The organism is Ignavibacteriota bacterium, assembly GCA_016212665.1.
Taxonomy (GTDB): Bacteria; Bacteroidota; Ignavibacteria; order UBA10030; family SZUA-254; genus FW602-bin19.
In genome coordinates this window covers 16,879-33,700 of record JACREZ010000026.1, presented here as the reverse complement: position 1 = coordinate 33,700, position 16,822 = coordinate 16,879, and the positions used below count along the sequence as shown (strand labels likewise).

Genomic DNA, 16,822 nt, shown 5'->3' with positions numbered 1-16,822 from the left:
AATCAGTTTAGTAACCGAAACCGCTTCAGCGGTTTTGAGAACGTTAGCGTCACCATTCATGGTGATGCTAACAGTAATTATTCGTTCGGAGTTTCTTCTTCCTCTTCAATTGTTTCATCAAGAAAGAATTCATCCATCCGTTCTCTCAGCAGTTGCGCTTTCTTCTTGGCAACTGAATTCGGAAGACGGAGCGCAGGCAAAACATCGAGCGAGGTTGTATCAACTGTATTCAAACATTGTTCAAACAATTCTTTGTTCTGCGATTGCACAGCATACGTTTTTGCCATATAGACATACGTCATCAGGAACTTGCCGTTGTTGATTTTCAATGCTTCGTCAAACTGTGCTTTTGAACGTTCGGGTTTTCCGCCAAGTGCCGCCGGTGTTGAGCCGTACAATGTGCCGAGAAAGAAATACGCTCCGCCTTGATAAAAATCGGGTTGTTTCTCTGCAACAAACTTCATCATCGCTTCTACTTTCGGAACGTCGACAATTGCTTCCGGGTCAGTGAGACTGAGGTAAATATATCCGCCCCAACCGATTGCCGTCCAAAACAGAGCAGGAACATCATCCTTCGAGAACGTATTCAATGCGGATGTAAATTCCGTGATGTCTTTATCCAAAGCGTTTGCAAATGTTTTATTTTGATTTAAAATCTTTAAGCCGTAATCTCTGCCACGCAGGTAGAACATCTTTGCCCTCTCAGGAGTTGCATCTTCTGCAAATGCAAGTGCATAACTCGAATATCCCATCGAAGCAAGGAGTTGAAAATGCTCGTTCTCTTTGTCGCTTTCCATCACCGCTTCGAGAAGTTTGAGATTGGAGGCGACGCTCTTCTCTGCAATATCTAAATCTTCTTCACGGTTCAGCACTTCAAAACCGTTATCCATGATACCACCAATAGAACTGATGGCAATTTGTTGAATACATCCAACAAAGAGAAGGGAGAGAAGTAATATATAGTAAGTGTATTTCATTCCGTCTGATTAAAAAGCGGAACGAATATAAGAAAAAAATTGGAGTATTGGGGATGATGAGTAGTTGAGCGACTGCTCCTTGAGAAAATAATTGGGTGAGTTTCACCTAAAAAGGGTATTTACTGAGAAAGCGATTTGAAAGCAGATGTTTTCTGGCTCATTGAATATTTTTTGATTCGACTCAATAGATTGTTTGATGACAATTTTCTTTTCAATACTTCTACGTTATGGCTTCATCAAATAAAAAAGAATGGTTGTGGACAGTTCGCGCTTTTGTATTTGGTTTGAAAGTCTGCTACATTTCATTCAGTTAAACAACGATTGTGAGAAAAACTAAACAAGAGCTATAGGTATTTCCATGTGTAAGACAATTTCATATCTGCTTATCATTTCATCGTTGTTCTTTTTTTCTTCTTGCGATGAAGAGTCTGATGACCCGAGAGTTGGCAGACCCGAAGTGACAATTATTTATCCGCTTGATAGTTCGGCTGTTATAGATTCTGTCATCATCGAAGCTGCTGCAACCGATGATAAGCAAGTCGCGAAGGTTGAGTTTTACATCAATGGACTTACCGATTCCGCGAAAACAATTCTTACACCTCCTTATCGGTACAAATGGGATGTCAGCGCATTTGCCGATAGCAGTTTCCACACAATTTCGGCTAAGGTATATGATTACGACCGGAAGTACGGCACATCAAAAACCGTTACTGTCCGAATCCTCAAATTCACACCGACCAATTTACGCGTGACTGCGATGGATAATTTTTCATTGACGATAAAGTGGAATGATAATAGTTCTATCGAAACCGGATTTGAAGTGCAGATGAGTGAGAACGGTTTTTCGTTTTCTCCGATTGATACTGTGGAATCCAACATAACATCGTTAACTGTCCGGCAATCGTATGTTCCGTTCAAACCATATTATTTCCGCGTTCGGGCAATTACAGATTCTCTTGTGAGTAAATTTTCGAATGTCCTGATTGCAACATTAGAACTTCTCCCCCCTGGAAATTTATTAGTTACTCAACTTTCCGATTCTACAGTTCGGTTACAATGGATTGATAAAAATAATTATGAAACCGGGTATCAAGTGGAGATGAGTCAGAATGGCACCAATTTTTCACTTCTTCGTACGTTGAGCGCGAACGTAACGACGACGACAATCTCGACTCCATTCGAACGAACGGAGAATTATTTCTTCCGTGTTCGAACGTTTACAAACACCGATACAAGTGGGTATTCTAATCAAGTAAGAATATTCTTCCGTAGTTCACTTTATGCCGGAGGTGATTTTACAGTCATTGGAAGTTCCGAGTTCAGTAAGATAGCGGAGTGGGATGACGTGAACTGGCTTCCATTATCAAGCGGGATGAACGGCGCGGTTTATTCGATGGCGGAATTTCAAGGAAAGTTATTTGTCGGTGGGATGTTCACAAGTGCGGGGGATGTTGCTGTAAACAGGATTGCATCTTGGGATGGTATGAAATGGAGTGCGGTCGGGAACGGTTTGAATGGCGTGGTGAAATCACTGGCAAATTTTTCAAATGAGTTGTACGCTGGTGGAAGTTTTACAAGCGCAGGCGGAGTATCTGTCTCCAACATTGCGCGATGGAATGGAAGTAGTTGGAGTACGGTTGGAAATGGAATGAATGGTACAGTCAACATTTTGAAGGTTCACCAAGGCGATTTATATGCAGGCGGAAGTTTTTCGCTCTCCGGAAGTGACACTGTGTTAAATATCGCTCGATGGGATGGAACGCAGTGGAGTTCAGTAGGTAACGGAGTAAACGGGCAGGTATTTGCACTTTCCACTTCATTCAGTTCTCTCATTGTCGGTGGTGATTTTACACAGAGCGGAACAACGAACGTGAACCGGATTGCACTCTGGAATAATTCTCTCTACGAATGGCTCTCATCAGGATTTAACAATACAGTGTACTCGCTTGAACGGGATGCTGATGGTCTGATTTTTGCCGGTGGTTCATTCACAAAATCCGGTGATTCACTTATGAGTAAGATTGCCTTCTGGACGAATAATTCCTGGAATACATTCGGCAACGGTCTTTCGGGAGATGTACTGAGCATGAAAGCAATTGGACGTAATTTATTCATCACCGAAAATTATTCACTCAACAAAAGTATGAGCACAAACCGGATACTTAGATTGAATAACGGAAATTTTACCGTTATTGGAGATGGATTAAACGGCTCAGCGCGAGTTCTCACAAATTTCTCAAGTTGGCATTGGGAAAGGATGTATTAATGGTTTACAAGTCAATGATTTTTCAATCTGATGATAGACAAATTTGTCCAGACGGATTGGAGTTTATTGTCACTTAGTTTCTTCAATTGGATGTATCCGAATAAAGCAGGCGCTTCGCCATCAATCGTTGCCTGAATTGTTCCTGAAGTGTCCGACTTTGCTATTGTGGTTTTTCCATTCGATAAGATTCGGACCGCTGTGTGAGGAACAGACTTTCCGTTTTCAAGAAGTTGTACTTGAACGCTTGCCTGATTTTTTGTCTTCTTCCACGAAAGAAGAACTAACTCAATCGGTAATCCGACAACTGTATCTTTTGGTTCGTTATCTCCGGTCGTGATGATTGATTTCAAATGCCGGCTGTATGCTTCTGAAAATTCTTTAACTCCGGGTGTAATAAATTTCGTCGCTTCTTCTTTTGACAGCCCGATTTCTTCTGTGATATATTCAAAAGCAATCTTTTCGTCATAGGTAACCTCCCGCTGTTTTATACTTGCACTTGCAATGCATGACGAAACAACCGGAACGATACCGAGAATTGTTGAGTCGGAACGGTCGCTAACGAGAGGAAGTGTTTTCATTTCAAAAAGATACGCGCTTGGTTGTAAAAACCGTGTATGGTCTTTAATTGCGTCACCTTTCGGAAAATGTTCTCCGACAAGCGGGAGAACAAGGATTTTCGTTTTCGTCGAATCTAACTTTGCTGAAAGCCATGCATCGTGAGCGACCGCGAATTCAAGGCACAGAAAGATTGTCAGGAGAAAAAATAAGAACGTGTGTTTCATAAAAGAACCTTTGATAAAATTGTGCATAAACATAGGTGAACGGAAGTTCATTTGCAAGTTCTGAACAGAACTCAAAACATTCCGCGCAATGCAAACATTCCGACCATCATTGTTACCATAACAACGCCGCCGATGATATACATTGGTGAAGAACTTCCTGAACCGTGCATTCCGCCAGAATGATTATCATGCGCGCCGCCTGTGACTTCGCGTGTAGTTTCGATAGTAATTGGTTGCTGCGGCGTCCGACCTTGAATACTTCGCACTTGAATGTGGATTGAATATTCATCTGCATGAGAAGGGGTGAACGAAATGGCGTACATCCCGCGTTCTTTTTCTGTTGCGATGTATTCATTCCCTTCGTGTTGATGACTTTCGGAATCCTCTTTTCCTTTCGGCGTGAAATGACAGACAACTTCAGCATTCGACAATGGTGAAGAAGTTTCTGTATCAAATAATTTTACCGAAACTACAACTTCCTTTTCCATTTCAAAAGGAGGGATGGTTGCAATTGCCTTGATGGTTCCAACAGTAACTTCTTTCTCCAAGACAATCATTGTCTTTGATTGAGATTCTCCGTGACTGCCCATCATCATCGTGTGCATACAGCCGGAAAATAAAACTGCTGTTATTAATAATAAAATGGTTTTCATAATGTTTCCTTGTAATAGTTTTCAGTTGTGAGAATTAGTTGATAGGCGCCGCTGATTCGAGCCGCAACGTGCCGCGAAAACAACCCTGAACCAGAGCGCCTATCAAATTATTTATTTTCCATGATGGCTATCGTGGCCACCATCGGCTTGTGTTGTATCCATCGTGCGGAAGTGATACATCATGTCGTTACTCGTCATTCCCGTGCCGTGGTTGTTCATCATTCCCATGTTTCCCATTCGACTTTGCATCATCTGCATCATCTCCTGTCCCATGTGAATCATGTATTGCATATTCGGCATCATCATCGAGTCGGGAGTGAATGTGCATTGCGTGCTATCTCCATTCCATGTAAATCTTCCCAGAGAATTATGTTGATTCATAAGATGATTCATTTTCATCGAGTCCATCATTGCCATGTTCATATCACCATGTGCCATCATGTTATTGACAGGACAAAGCGAATCTGCCATAGCAAATTGACTGACGAGATGAATATTTCGTTCGGTCGTTTTTTTATCAACCGGTTTGATAAATGTGAACGTAATTGATTCATCAAGCCGGACATTTGTTGCACCGTCGGTCGGTGCAATCGTCAAAGAACTAATTGGTTGATTATTCATAGTTGTCATCGAATCATCGTTGGAACAACCAACGAGAATCATTACAACTATCAAAGCGAGGATTAAAAAATTGAGTTTCATTATGTTTCTTTCCTTAATTTTGATATTTGTGAATTAGAGATATTTCAAAAAGAACAAACAGTGAATGAATCATATCGTTTTCCTTTCTATATGCTAGTTGAAGCGTGGATTATTCTTTCACGACCAACACACCTTCAATCATGTTCATCGGACAGGCGAAGGTAAATGAACCTGATGCCGCCGGAGTGAACTCGACTGAAGTGAGTTCGTACGGTTCCAATACCTGTTTGATGTGGAAATCCTTAAAGACAACTGTTCCCGTACAACTTTCTTCTTGTAAGTCAAAGTTCAATCTCAAGGGAATGTTTTTCTTGACGACAAGCGTACTTGGCTGATAACCATCCTTAATGACGATCGTCGCTTCTTGAATTCCATCATCATTGATGAACGCAAATCCTTTCGAAGACAGTGACTGTTGTTGATTCGAATGTTGCTCGTGTGAAGAAGTCTTTTTCTGTTGATGACTTCCGGAGCTATGCATACCGCATTGAGCGACTGCAAAGGTGTTACCCATAAAAAGAACAATGAGAATGATGATTGGGAAATATTTCATGGTTGTATCTTCCGATAGTTTTTATGGTTAGTTATTTATTAGTGTTCACAAATGGATATTTTGATTTCTTTTCAATGACTACCAACCTCGAATTGTATGAACAATTGGTTGTTAAACGTCGAGTATGTCGTTATTGGAGTATTGTACCCAACGCCAACGAATCCTCCGGAAAATATTCTGACTTTTACCGATGGCATGAAAAGAACTTCGGGCTGTACAGTATTCCCGATTGTTATTTTTGTATCAAGGAGACCGAAGATGTTGGGAGATAGCCGAACCACAGTCCCGCTTTCAGCGATATAATGTTTGGCTGTTAAATCATAGTGGAGGATAATATCATTGTTGATGAAATCGCTCACGGTGACACGACCTGACAATCCCGCTAAGTAAGAAAGCCCATGATGTTCATCTCCATTTTTCTTACCCGTGGGAATGCCCAAAATGCCGATGAACGAAATTCCTTGAAGTTTTGATTCATCTTGCCAAAGACTCAACATGCCAATGAGTTCCGTGAGTGGCGTCGTGCGAATTCCAAGGCTTCGGAGATGGAGTCCGCCGACATCCGACAATCCATAACTAAAATGACCACTGATATCAATTTCAGAATTGCCGTCTCTATTTTGCTGACGGAACATATTGGCGCGTGCGTTGAAACTACCTACAGGGTCAAGTATCCCCATCGTTGCGTTCATAGGGTGGGGCAATTCAGGACGATGGGAATCATCCTGCGCTGACACACCATTAACGAAAAGCAAGAGTGCCACGGCTTGCAGAGAAATAGAAAAAAATATTTGCTTGTAGAATTTCATAGTAAACTCATAATTGTTGTAAGAAACTTAAATTGATGAGACTTCAATGTTTATGCTTTTTGTACGACGTTTTCACATCGGCGGGTTTGATGTTTTTATCTACGCCATCGCCACGCTGCCAACCGCCATAGCATTCGTTACAGACGGCTTTGCCTTCTTTAAGATTTTTATAGCAACTGCAACTTTCATGTTCAATCAAACAAGAGTTGCATGGTTCATCAATGCAGCAAGAGTATTTTCCTTGTTGCATCAATTCGTCTTTTGCTTCTTTTAAGAGTGAAGTCGCCTTGTCCACTTTATCTTTGGCTGAGTTTTGCTTCGATGCTTTAACTTTCTCAAGGTTCATCCCGCACTTTGGACATTTCCCCGGTTTATCCGATTTCACTTCAGGATGCATCGGACACGTGTATGTTTCTTTTGTCATTGATTGTGATTGCTTTTCTTTCTGATGGTTGTCATATCCTTGTGCAACAAGAACACTTACAGAAAGAAAAAGCGTAATAAGAATTGAGAGAATTAAAATAGAGCGTTTCATGGAAATCTCCAATGATAGTGATTGAATATTTGAATTAATGAATTGTAAAATATGTTTTATTACTTTTTGTATAACCAGGCTGCACCAAATTATTAGACAAAATTTAAAGGAACTTCAATAATTACTCCTTGCTTTAAGTAAGCATCCATCTCTGGAGAAATAAGATTCTCTTGAACAGCACGGATAATATTCCAGGGCAGCACAATTTCCAGGGGCATCGCTTTCATCATGAGGAGATTTTCTAATTCCCATTTATCGTGTTCTCTTCGTCTCCAATAATGAATACCTTCCTTTGATTTTGAGAGGTAACGATAAACAGGGTTAACGATGAGTTTCCCATTTGTACCAGAAGCAAGAAGGTCACATGGAAGTTGATGTTTCATTTGAATTTCCTCTGGCTGTGAAAATTTTGTACCCATTATAGTGTACTCAGAATATTTATTTGAAGAAATCATAATTGTTCCTCTGTATTTTTGGTGATATAGACACCTGAAAATAAATTATCATACATAACATGCTCATCTATAAGTTCTGCCCGCATATCACATTTTTTTAATATGTTTTCGATCTCCTTGGGATGGAAAAAATCACCACGAAAATTCTGAGAGGCATAATCCCGATAAAGTGGATTATGATTATGGGCAAGAATTGCAATACCGTTCTTGTTCAACATTCTTGCAATTTCTGAACATAAAATCTCTTTGTTCGAGACATACTGAATTGCATCGCAACTGAAAACAACGTCAAGCATTTCATTTGAAAATGGAAACTCAGTACCGGCATCTGAACAGATGAAGTTTGCATTAGGGACGAAATATTTTTTTGCAAGATACAATCCGGCGAACTCCAGATTTTGACAGATAATCGAATTTTCCGAGATGCGCTTACTTATTACATACGAAAATATTCCCATCCCACAACCAATATCAAGGACAATCCCCGTGTTAGGTTTAATAATATTTAGCAATGGGAGTGTTGTCCAGTAACTTGTCGCACTGAAACGGTGCTTTAGATACGTTGTCCAAAATACTTGTATTCTCAATTTAGAAGCAATATCGAGTAACTTATAGAGTGGGAAATTTATCCGCGACTTCGAGAAAGTAACTAAGCATAATAAGTAACCAATGAATCTATAACCGGTACTTGTTTTTGCGGCTGTTGCAAGAAGTAACTTATTCAAGTCTGGTTTGTAGTCGAAACTATATTGCAGCGCTTTCCAAAGTTTTTTCTCTTCAATTTTATTCATTATGGTCTGTGTGTGTGTATCCCTTTTGAACAGAAGAATTCCATCAACTATTGGATAGTTTGAACAATGACATTGAATAATTCCGTACAATATTTCCTTCGAGTTAACCTCAACAACCTTTTTTATTGAAAACTGTTGGTTACAAGAAGGACAAAACAGAAATTCAAGGAAATCTTTTGTCATAAGCCGGTCTTTCTTGATAGTTCCATGATTTTATAAGAGCAAAATACGTTGATAGTATGGTGATGAGTTGTGTTACTTTATTCTTTTACTACAAGCAATCCTTCGATCATATTCATTGGACAACTGAACGTAAACGAACCTGACACCGATGGTGTGAATTCTATAGAAGTAAGTTCGTACGGCTCAAGTCCCTGCTTGATGTGAACGTTCTTGAGCACAACCGTGTCTGTGCAGGTTTCTTCCTGCATATCGAAGTTCAGTTTCAAGGGAATGTTTTTCTTCACAACAAGCGTGCTTGGTTGGTACCCATTTTTGATGACGATGGTTGCTTCTTGGATGCCATCATCATTGATGAAGGTGTACCCTTTTGATGAAACTGTTGCTTTGTGTTCTTCGTGCGAAGAAGATTGGCTTTGTCCATGTTTATGTGAACTTCCGCCGCCCATCATACCGCATTGAGAATTTGCAACCGTAACAATGAAGAACAGAGTAACGGTGATGAGGAATATGGAGTATGTTTTCATTGTGTTATTCCTTGCATATGTTATTAGTTTATTGGTTATTTGTCTTAAATTTGCCATATCATGATTTAATAGCTTTATACAATGAAAGTGTTCCGAATACTGTCATATAACTGTTGACTTCCTGAACATCAGTAAACCCGGCTTGAACAAAGAATTGTGGTAATAAACCTTTCACATTGTCCTGCGTATTTTGATAGCCATCAAGGACTTGAACAGGAAAGAAGGCGATTCGGAAAAGAGCATTTGATGCTTTTCCCCAGTCAGCAACATGTAATTCTCCACCAGGTTTTAGAACACGAAATATCTCTGCCAATGCTCGAATTTTTTCTTCTCGAATCAGATGGTGAAAGAAAAGACTAGAAAGCACACGGTCAAAGTAATGTACTGGATAAGGGATAGCATCGCTTGTTCCTTCCACGAGATCGACGTTCAATCCAGCATTGGCAATTTTGCTCTTAGCAATGCTGAGAACATTTCTATCCGCATCTAATCCAACAACCTCTATATCTGGATGAACTTTCTTAAGAAGGATCGATAAGGTGGCAGTTCCGCATCCAAGGTCAAGGACGCGATGAGTTGGCTGCATCGCAGCTTGTTCTATAAGCTGGCGCTTGAACGTTATCTCACGCATAGCAATATTCATCAAAGGATCAAACAACGGCGTGAGCCAATGGAATTTCAATGCTGGAATGTAATGACTCTGTTGCTTCATCTTAGTAGCCGTGCTTCTTGTAGCTTGTTTTGATATTTGAGGGCTTTATCTCTTTATCTGTACCATTACCTCGTTGCCAGCCAGCATAACACTCATTGCAAACAGATTTTCCTTCTTTCAGATTTTTATAACAACTGCAACTTTGATGTTCAATCAAACAAGAGTTGCACGGTTCATCAATGCAGCAAGAGTATTTTCCTTGTTGCATCAATTCATCTTTTGCTTCTTTTAGGAGTGATGTAGCTTTGTTTACTTTATCTTTGACTGCACTTTGTTTTTGCGTTGCAACTTTCTCAAGGTTCATCCCGCACTTTGGACATTTTCCCGGTTTATCCGATTTCACTTCAGGATGCATCGGACACGAGTATGTCTCCTTAGTTTGTGACTGAGACTGTGTTGTTTTTTGATGTTCATGTCCCTGAGCAACAAGAACACTCAAAGAAAAAAGGAGTGTGATAAGAATTGCGAGGAATAATTTTAAGGTTGTCATAGGGTTTCCTTGATAAATAGGTTGTGAGAAATTTTTTTAATTTTGAATTTTTCATTTTGCATTGATTACTTCATCCATCCTGCCATTTTAGAAAGTTCAAGATTACCTTTCTTCAGATTATGTTCTTTCATGAAACTGAACAGAATGGGTGTTACAACGAGAACGTGAATTGTTGATGTAATAAGACCGCCGATCATCGGAGCGGCGAGCGGTTGCATGACATCTGCGCCGACCCCGGTACTCCACATGATCGGGATGAGTCCGATGAGACTCGTTCCGACAGTCATAATTTTAGGACGCAAGCGCATGACCGAACCTTCAATCGTCGCGTCAGTGATGTCTTGCATCGTAATAGCGCCACGCTTTCCTTGCTGATGTGCAATGAGTTTTCTGTCTAACGCTTCATGCAGATAGACCACCATGACGACACCTGTTTCTACCGCAAGGCCGTAGAGAGCGATGAAACCCACCCACACGGCAACGGAGAAGTTGTATCCTAAGAAATATATCAGATACACACCGCCAATGAGTGCGAACGGAACAGAAAGCATCACGACAAACGCTTCCAGATAATCTTTCGTTGTGAAATAGAGCATGACAAAAATAAGGAGGAACACAATTGGCATCATGATTTGAAGCCGCGCTTTTGCCCTGATTTGGTTTTCCCATTGACCGCTCCATTGAAGTGTGTATCCTTGTGGAAGTTTGAGTTCTTTTTCCAAAACTTCCTTTGCTTCACCGACGAAACTTCCCATGTCTCGGCCTCGGACATTGAGAAACACGATAGAACGAAGTTGTGCATTCTCACTTGAAATCATCGGAGGACCGGGGACGATTTCTATGGTTGCTAATTGAGCGAGAGGAATGTACCCTCGATTTGAGATTTCGGATTTCGGATTGCCAATTGCGGATTGATTATTGGATACTCCATTACTCCGTTTCTCCATTTCTCCATTTTTTCCGCCATTCATTCCTCCATTTTGTTCACCGTTCATTCCTGAAGAGGCGGATTGCATCGGTGATGAATTCATTTGTCCTGATGAAGATGTGTTGACAGGAACGAGGAGATTCTTGAGCGCTTCAATATTGTCCCGGTATTCACGTTCGTAGCGAACACGAATGGGAAAACGTTGGCGTCCTTCGATGACGACACCGAGATTTTGTCCGCCGATTGCAGTTTCGATTATATCTTGTACATCACCGACATTGATTCCATAGCGGGCAACTGCTTTCCGGTCAATTTTTATGTCGAGGAAGTAACCGCCTTGGGTTCGTTCTGCGTACAAATCAGCCGCGCCGGGGACTTTTCTCACAATTTGTTCTGCCTGAATTGCTAATCGTTCGAGTGTGTCCAAATCTTTCCCGAAGATTTTAATTCCAAGGTCAGTTCGTACACCGGTCGAAAGCATGTTGATGCGATTGATGATTGGCTGTGTCCAACCGTTTCGAACGCCGGGGAATTGTAGTTTGGAATCAAGTTCAGCAATAATGTCGTCCTTGGTAATTCCTTCCCGCCACTCAGATTTTGGTTTGAGAAGGATGATGGATTCAATCATGCTGACAGGCGCGGGGTCGGTTGAAGTTTCCGCTTTTCCGACTTTCCCTAACACCTGTTCTACTTCAGGAACAGATTTGATAATTGCATCCTGCACTTGCAGAATGCGATTCACTTCTGTGATTGATGCAGAGGGAAGTGTGACAGGCATGAACAGTAAACTTCCTTCATCAAGCGGCGGCATAAATTCAGAGCCGATGCTGATTATCATTGGAATGGTAATCAGAAGCGCAATGACATTAATCGCAATGGTTATCGCGCGATGTTTAAGTACCCAATGAATGACCGGTGCATAAATCCAGTTGAGAAAACGTGTGATTGGATTTTTATTCTCACTGCGAAATTTCCCGCGCGTCAGCATGGTCATCAACATCGGAACAAGTGTGATGGCAATAATCGCGGAACCGGCAAGCACAAATGTTTTTGTAAACGCCAAAGGTCGGAACAATTTTCCTTCTTGTCCCTCTAACAAAAAAACAGGGAGGAAGGAGACAACCATAATTGCAACGGAGAAGAAAATCGCCGGACCAACTTGCTTTGCTGAAACTATAGAGATTTCAATGTACTCTTGTTTCGTCAGTTCACCTTTTTCTTCTTGCGCACGGGCTACGTTCCGGTACGCATTTTCTACCAGCACGATGGAGGCATCAACAATGACGCCGATGGCAATAGCTATTCCTCCCAGCGACATGATGTTGGAAGTGATACCGAAAATTTTCATGCAAATAAATGCAATCAAAACGGCAATGGGGATTTCGATGATGACACGTATGACACTTCGTACATGAAGGAGAAAAATGAGAACGACAAGACCAACAACAATTGCTTCTTCAATGAGAGCGCTTTTTAAGGTTTCGATTGAAGCAAGGATGAGGTCACTCCGGTCGTATGCCGGTTTGATTTCTACTCCTTCAGGAAGTCCGGGTGAAATTTCTTTGATGCGTTCTTTGATTCTGTCTATCACGGCTTTTGCATTTTCTTCGTACCGCATGACAACAATTCCACCGACTGCTTGTCCTTTTCCATCTTTCTCGATGGAACCACGACGAATATCCGGTCCGATTTGTACGGTACCAATGTTGCTGATATAAATCGGCACTCCGTTCGAGCCGGTTCCAACCACAATGTTTTCTATATCCCAAACAGATTGAATGTACCCTTGTCCGCGCACGAAATATTCCGCGTCGGAAATTTCAAGAAGTTTTCCACCAACATCATTATTCGAACGCATCACTGCGGTTTGAATATCGTTGAGCGAGACGCTATATGCTTTCATCTTATTCGGGTCAACATCAACCTGATACTGACGGACGTAGCCGCCAATGCTTGCAACTTCTGCAACGCCCTGAACTCCTTGCAGATTCAATTTCACGTACCAATCCTGAATTGCGCGGAGTGTTCCCAAATCTTGTTTGCCTTCAAGCGTGTACCAGAAGACATGGCCAACTCCTGTTCCATCGGGACCGAGTTGCATCTTCGCTCCGGGTGGCAAAGCGGATTGTACTGTGGAAAGTTTTTCTAACACGCGACTTCTTGCCCAATACAAATCTGTTCGTTCATCAAATATGATATAGATGAAGGACATGCCGAACATGGATTGCGCGCGAATCGCATGCACTTCCGGAACGCCTTGAAGTGCGGTGACGAGTGGAAATGTGACTTGGTCTTCAATAAGTTTGGGCGACCGTCCCATCCATTCTGTAAAAACGATTACTTGATTCTCAGATAAATCAGGAATCGCGTCAAGAGGCGTGTTAGCAACAGCCCAAATTCCCCAGCCAATTATTATCAAATAAAATAAGATGACGATGAACTTATTGCGTGCGCAGTAGTCTATTATTCTTTCAATCATAACAACATCCTTTAATTTTCTTGGTGAACAATAAGTTTGCCTTCGACCATATCCATGCCGCAGGTAAAGCGAAATTCCCCGGCTTCTTGAGGAGTAATCTCTATAAGGGTGGTTTGATGCGAAGGAAGTTTTTTCCGAATGTTAAAATCTTCAAACACGACTTCGTCGGTGCATTTCGATTCATCGTGTCGTTCAAATGCGATTGTCAACTTCTTTCCTCGCTTTGCATGGATAATATTTGGAGTATAGTTTCCATCAACTATAATTCTTGCATCACTTTGCATTTGATGTCCTTCGTGTTCGTCACCGGACTTTTGCTGTTCTTCTTCAGTCTCTTTTTTCGTTCCATCGTGTTGATGTCCGCCTGAAGAGCCACCAGGTTGCTGAAGTTGACTTTCCGATTCAAGCAAATATCCTCCTGAAGTAACCACGATATCTTCTTCTTTGAGCCCAGAAAGAACTTCAATGTACGAACCGCTGCTGATTCCAAGTTCAACTTCACGCGGCTCGAAGAAATTTTCCTGAACTTCAACCCAAACAACATTCCGTTTTCCTGTGTACAACACTGCCGTTGCAGGAACAACAAGCGCTGACGACGAAGGAACATGAATCTGTGCCTTTACATACATCTGAGGTTTCAATTTTCCGTTTGGATTGTCAAACTCTGTTCGCACACGCACGGTTCGTGTTTCATTGTTGATGACCGGGTCAATGAAAGTAACTTTGCCTTTGAACGTTTCGTTGGGATATGTTTCTGTTGTGATTTGGACAGGATGATTTATCAAAATAAAGCGAATATCCTTTTCATACACATCAAGGTAAATCCACACGTTCGAGAGGTCGGCGAGTTTATACAGTGACATTCCCTCATCAACATACTGTCCTTCCTGAATTTCTTTCGAAAGAACTGTGCCGGAAATAGGGGAGAAATATGTCATCGTTGATTGTGTTTGTCGTGTTTGTTCGATGGCAGCGATTTGTTGTTCCGTCATCCCGAAGTGGATACGCAATCTGTCCCGTGAAGCATTCAGCATCAAAGATTGATTTGTGCCGGAGAAAAGCGAATCGCCCAGAGAATTCAAAGCGATAATAAATTCTCGCTGGGCAGAAACTAAATCCGGGCTGTACAAATCAAACAGCGGCTGACCTTGTTTAACTTTTTCGCCTGTGAAATTGGCGTAGAGTTTTTCGATGCGTCCTCTGAAACGGGCAGTGACAGTCGTTTGTAATGGCTCGGCAAAATCAACAACTCCGACTGCAGATATTTCTTTGTTGATGTCTTGCCGTGTTACGGATGTTGTTGAAACATTAGCAATTACTCGCTGTGATGCCGAAAGACTTACATGCTGTAAATTCTTCATTTCTTCTTCGGATGCATCTTGCATTTTTGATTTTTTCACCAATGCCATTCCACAAACGGGGCAAGCGCCCGGTCGGTCAGAAATTACGGACGGGTGCATCGGGCAGGTGTAGTATTCTTTCTCCTGTGATTGAGTTTCTGAGTCGGATTTTTTCTCTGAGGAGAAATAATTTGAATAGACTAACAGAACGAGTGTTCCAAGTATAATAATTGAGCTAATGACAAAAATCTTTTTCATTGTCCATTTCCTTGAGTGAGTTGAGAATCAGTGTAATATGACTTGCCGATGACTCGTTCGAGTTCGGCAACGTTTTGCTCGAATTGCATTCGAAGCATGAAGTACTCCATGCGTAAATCAGTTAATGTTCTGAACGCATCGATGAGCATGAGAAAATCTGTTTGTGAACTTTGGTACGATGTGAGACTCGCTTGCAACGATTGTTCCGCTTGAGGGATAATCGTCGTTGCATAATTGTTGATTTGTCTTCTTCCGCTTGAGATTCGATAGTACAAATCTCTCACCGATGAGATGACCATATTTTTCGATGATAAATATCCTGCCTCCGCTTTTTTGATTCCAAGATTCGCCTCTTCGATTTTGGAGTCCGTCCTTGTGATTGTCCAAGGAACGAACGGCAAAGTAATTCCTGCCGAGATACTCCATCCATCAAACTGTGTCATTGGTGAATAGACTTTTTCGAGACTCACATTGAAGTCGGGGTAATATTCAAGTTTTGCCATTTTTAACATTTTTTGATTTTCACTTATCATGAGCGAATCGTGAATCAACATTGGACGATTTGAAAGGGCATACTGTTCGAGGGAATCAAGCGTTGTATCGAATGCAACAATTTCGGATATGAAAGCATAGCCAAGCGTATCTTCCTGTTGACGATTCAGGAACGCCATCAACATTGCCTTCATGCTCAGTTCTTTAGCGCGCAAATCAATAAGTTGGTTTTGCATTTTTGTTATCTCTACCTGCGATTTCAAAACCTCTTGAAGAGTAGCGTTTCCAACACTATACTTTGTTTGCGCAATTGAAAGGAATTGATTCATCAGACGGATATTTTCGTTCATCAAAAATATTGCCTGTTGAACGTACCACAATTCAAAGTAAACCGACTTCACATTTGCAATGATGCTATTTATTTTTTCTAAATGTCCATGGTGCGAATGTTCTGCCTGGATTTCGGCAATCGTTCGCTCGGTTGAAAGTTTAGTTGGATAATCAAACATCTGAGAGAGTTTGATTCGGGAAAACATTTGCTCGCCAAAACGAATGCCGGGAAATTCATCGTGCATATATTCAAGCATCGGATTTGGCAAGGTTCCTGACTGAGGAACTTTGGCAATAATCATATCCCAATCATATTGCATTGATTGAATTTCCTGATTGGAAACCAATGCTTCTATGATTATTGATTCCAGGTCAAGAAAATTTGATTCGGGTATAACAATGGTATCCGTTTGACTCGATGCAAATACTGAACAAAAAAACAAAAGAGAAATTACAAAAAAGTATTTCATACTTTTCCTTTTTAAATGAAAATGTTAAAAAATAAAATGATTGCTTTTTCAAATTGATTGAAAAAGCCGGACGGTTGTAGTTATACAAACTCA

At 41.2% G+C, this 16,822-nt stretch carries 16 protein-coding genes; 1 reads left to right on the top strand and 15 read right to left on the bottom strand.

The window, feature by feature from the left end:
• Nucleotides 1-77: 77 nt before the first annotated feature.
• Nucleotides 78-977 carry a hypothetical protein gene (locus tag HY960_09225; protein ID MBI5215923.1) on the bottom strand — a complete coding sequence of 300 codons (900 nt, stop codon included), beginning with the start codon at nucleotides 975-977 and terminating at the stop codon, nucleotides 78-80.
• A gap of 358 nt (nucleotides 978-1,335) precedes the next feature.
• On the opposite strand from HY960_09225, the gene HY960_09220 reads away from it, so the two are divergent.
• Nucleotides 1,336-3,243, top strand: coding sequence for a hypothetical protein (locus tag HY960_09220; GenBank protein ID MBI5215922.1), 1,908 nt, complete (start codon nucleotides 1,336-1,338; stop codon nucleotides 3,241-3,243).
• An 11-nt stretch (nucleotides 3,244-3,254) separates the two neighbouring features.
• On the opposite strand, the gene HY960_09215 is transcribed toward HY960_09220, so the two are convergent.
• The 14 genes from HY960_09215 to HY960_09150 all read right to left on the bottom strand — a co-directional run bounded on the left by HY960_09215 (nucleotide 3,255) and on the right by HY960_09150 (nucleotide 16,729).
• Nucleotides 3,255-4,025, bottom strand: a complete 771-nt coding sequence (locus HY960_09215) for a hypothetical protein (protein ID MBI5215921.1) — start codon at nucleotides 4,023-4,025, stop codon at nucleotides 3,255-3,257.
• A gap of 71 nt (nucleotides 4,026-4,096) precedes the next feature.
• Nucleotides 4,097-4,678, bottom strand: coding sequence for a hypothetical protein (locus HY960_09210; protein ID MBI5215920.1), 582 nt, complete (start codon nucleotides 4,676-4,678; stop codon nucleotides 4,097-4,099).
• A 111-nt stretch (nucleotides 4,679-4,789) separates the two neighbouring features.
• The gene (locus tag HY960_09205) at nucleotides 4,790-5,380 is read right to left on the bottom strand and encodes an Ig-like domain-containing protein (protein ID MBI5215919.1); all 591 of its coding nucleotides are present in this window, start codon (nucleotides 5,378-5,380) and stop codon (nucleotides 4,790-4,792) included.
• A 109-nt stretch (nucleotides 5,381-5,489) separates the two neighbouring features.
• Nucleotides 5,490-5,933, bottom strand: a complete 444-nt coding sequence (locus tag HY960_09200) for a cupredoxin domain-containing protein (protein MBI5215918.1) — start codon at nucleotides 5,931-5,933, stop codon at nucleotides 5,490-5,492.
• A 71-nt stretch (nucleotides 5,934-6,004) separates the two neighbouring features.
• The gene (locus tag HY960_09195; protein ID MBI5215917.1) at nucleotides 6,005-6,742 is read right to left on the bottom strand and encodes a hypothetical protein; all 738 of its coding nucleotides are present in this window, start codon (nucleotides 6,740-6,742) and stop codon (nucleotides 6,005-6,007) included.
• A 43-nt stretch (nucleotides 6,743-6,785) separates the two neighbouring features.
• On the bottom strand, nucleotides 6,786-7,277 hold the full coding sequence (locus HY960_09190; protein ID MBI5215916.1) for a hypothetical protein: 492 nt from the start codon (nucleotides 7,275-7,277) through the stop codon (nucleotides 6,786-6,788).
• A gap of 92 nt (nucleotides 7,278-7,369) precedes the next feature.
• Nucleotides 7,370-7,732 (bottom strand): hypothetical protein, encoded by a 363-nt coding sequence (locus HY960_09185; GenBank protein MBI5215915.1) that lies wholly within the window; start codon nucleotides 7,730-7,732, stop codon nucleotides 7,370-7,372.
• Entirely contained in the window at nucleotides 7,729-8,523 is a 795-nt protein-coding gene (locus tag HY960_09180) for a methyltransferase domain-containing protein (GenBank protein ID MBI5215914.1), read from the bottom strand. Before HY960_09180 ends, HY960_09185 begins: the two co-directional genes overlap by 4 nt.
• Nucleotides 8,524-8,783: 260 nt before the next feature.
• Nucleotides 8,784-9,230 (bottom strand): cupredoxin domain-containing protein, encoded by a 447-nt coding sequence (locus HY960_09175; protein MBI5215913.1) that lies wholly within the window; start codon nucleotides 9,228-9,230, stop codon nucleotides 8,784-8,786.
• A gap of 58 nt (nucleotides 9,231-9,288) precedes the next feature.
• Complete coding sequence (locus HY960_09170) at nucleotides 9,289-9,942, bottom strand: class I SAM-dependent methyltransferase (GenBank protein MBI5215912.1); 654 nt, start codon at nucleotides 9,940-9,942, stop codon at nucleotides 9,289-9,291.
• Between the two features lies 1 nt (nucleotide 9,943).
• Nucleotides 9,944-10,432: a hypothetical protein gene (locus tag HY960_09165; protein ID MBI5215911.1), complete on the bottom strand. Its 489-nt coding sequence runs from the start codon at nucleotides 10,430-10,432 to the stop codon at nucleotides 9,944-9,946.
• Nucleotides 10,433-10,497: 65 nt separating this feature from the next.
• Nucleotides 10,498-13,839 (bottom strand): efflux RND transporter permease subunit, encoded by a 3,342-nt coding sequence (locus tag HY960_09160; GenBank protein ID MBI5215910.1) that lies wholly within the window; start codon nucleotides 13,837-13,839, stop codon nucleotides 10,498-10,500.
• 11 nt (nucleotides 13,840-13,850) lie between these two features.
• Nucleotides 13,851-15,437 (bottom strand): efflux RND transporter periplasmic adaptor subunit, encoded by a 1,587-nt coding sequence (locus tag HY960_09155; GenBank protein ID MBI5215909.1) that lies wholly within the window; start codon nucleotides 15,435-15,437, stop codon nucleotides 13,851-13,853.
• Complete coding sequence (locus HY960_09150; GenBank protein ID MBI5215908.1) at nucleotides 15,434-16,729, bottom strand: TolC family protein; 1,296 nt, start codon at nucleotides 16,727-16,729, stop codon at nucleotides 15,434-15,436. The genes HY960_09155 and HY960_09150 overlap by 4 nt, the downstream gene beginning before the upstream one ends.
• Between the last annotated feature and the right edge of the window lie 93 nt (nucleotides 16,730-16,822).

Excerpts from the sequence above, each read along its gene's own strand:
- HY960_09225 (MBI5215923.1), bottom strand. The coding sequence starts at position 977 with ATGAAATACACTTACTATATATTACTTCTCTCCCTTCTCTTTGTTGGA.
- HY960_09220 (MBI5215922.1), top strand. The coding sequence starts at position 1,336 with ATGTGTAAGACAATTTCATATCTGCTTATCATTTCATCGTTGTTCTTT.
- HY960_09215 (MBI5215921.1), bottom strand. The coding sequence starts at position 4,025 with ATGAAACACACGTTCTTATTTTTTCTCCTGACAATCTTTCTGTGCCTT.
- HY960_09210 (MBI5215920.1), bottom strand. The coding sequence starts at position 4,678 with ATGAAAACCATTTTATTATTAATAACAGCAGTTTTATTTTCCGGCTGT.
- HY960_09205 (MBI5215919.1), bottom strand. The coding sequence starts at position 5,380 with ATGAAACTCAATTTTTTAATCCTCGCTTTGATAGTTGTAATGATTCTC.
- HY960_09200 (MBI5215918.1), bottom strand. The coding sequence starts at position 5,933 with ATGAAATATTTCCCAATCATCATTCTCATTGTTCTTTTTATGGGTAAC.
- HY960_09195 (MBI5215917.1), bottom strand. The coding sequence starts at position 6,742 with ATGAAATTCTACAAGCAAATATTTTTTTCTATTTCTCTGCAAGCCGTG.
- HY960_09190 (MBI5215916.1), bottom strand. The coding sequence starts at position 7,277 with ATGAAACGCTCTATTTTAATTCTCTCAATTCTTATTACGCTTTTTCTT.
- HY960_09185 (MBI5215915.1), bottom strand. The coding sequence starts at position 7,732 with ATGATTTCTTCAAATAAATATTCTGAGTACACTATAATGGGTACAAAA.
- HY960_09180 (MBI5215914.1), bottom strand. The coding sequence starts at position 8,523 with ATGAATAAAATTGAAGAGAAAAAACTTTGGAAAGCGCTGCAATATAGT.
- HY960_09175 (MBI5215913.1), bottom strand. The coding sequence starts at position 9,230 with ATGAAAACATACTCCATATTCCTCATCACCGTTACTCTGTTCTTCATT.
- HY960_09170 (MBI5215912.1), bottom strand. The coding sequence starts at position 9,942 with ATGAAGCAACAGAGTCATTACATTCCAGCATTGAAATTCCATTGGCTC.
- HY960_09165 (MBI5215911.1), bottom strand. The coding sequence starts at position 10,432 with ATGACAACCTTAAAATTATTCCTCGCAATTCTTATCACACTCCTTTTT.
- HY960_09160 (MBI5215910.1), bottom strand. The coding sequence starts at position 13,839 with ATGATTGAAAGAATAATAGACTACTGCGCACGCAATAAGTTCATCGTC.
- HY960_09155 (MBI5215909.1), bottom strand. The coding sequence starts at position 15,437 with ATGAAAAAGATTTTTGTCATTAGCTCAATTATTATACTTGGAACACTC.
- HY960_09150 (MBI5215908.1), bottom strand. The coding sequence starts at position 16,729 with ATGAAATACTTTTTTGTAATTTCTCTTTTGTTTTTTTGTTCAGTATTT.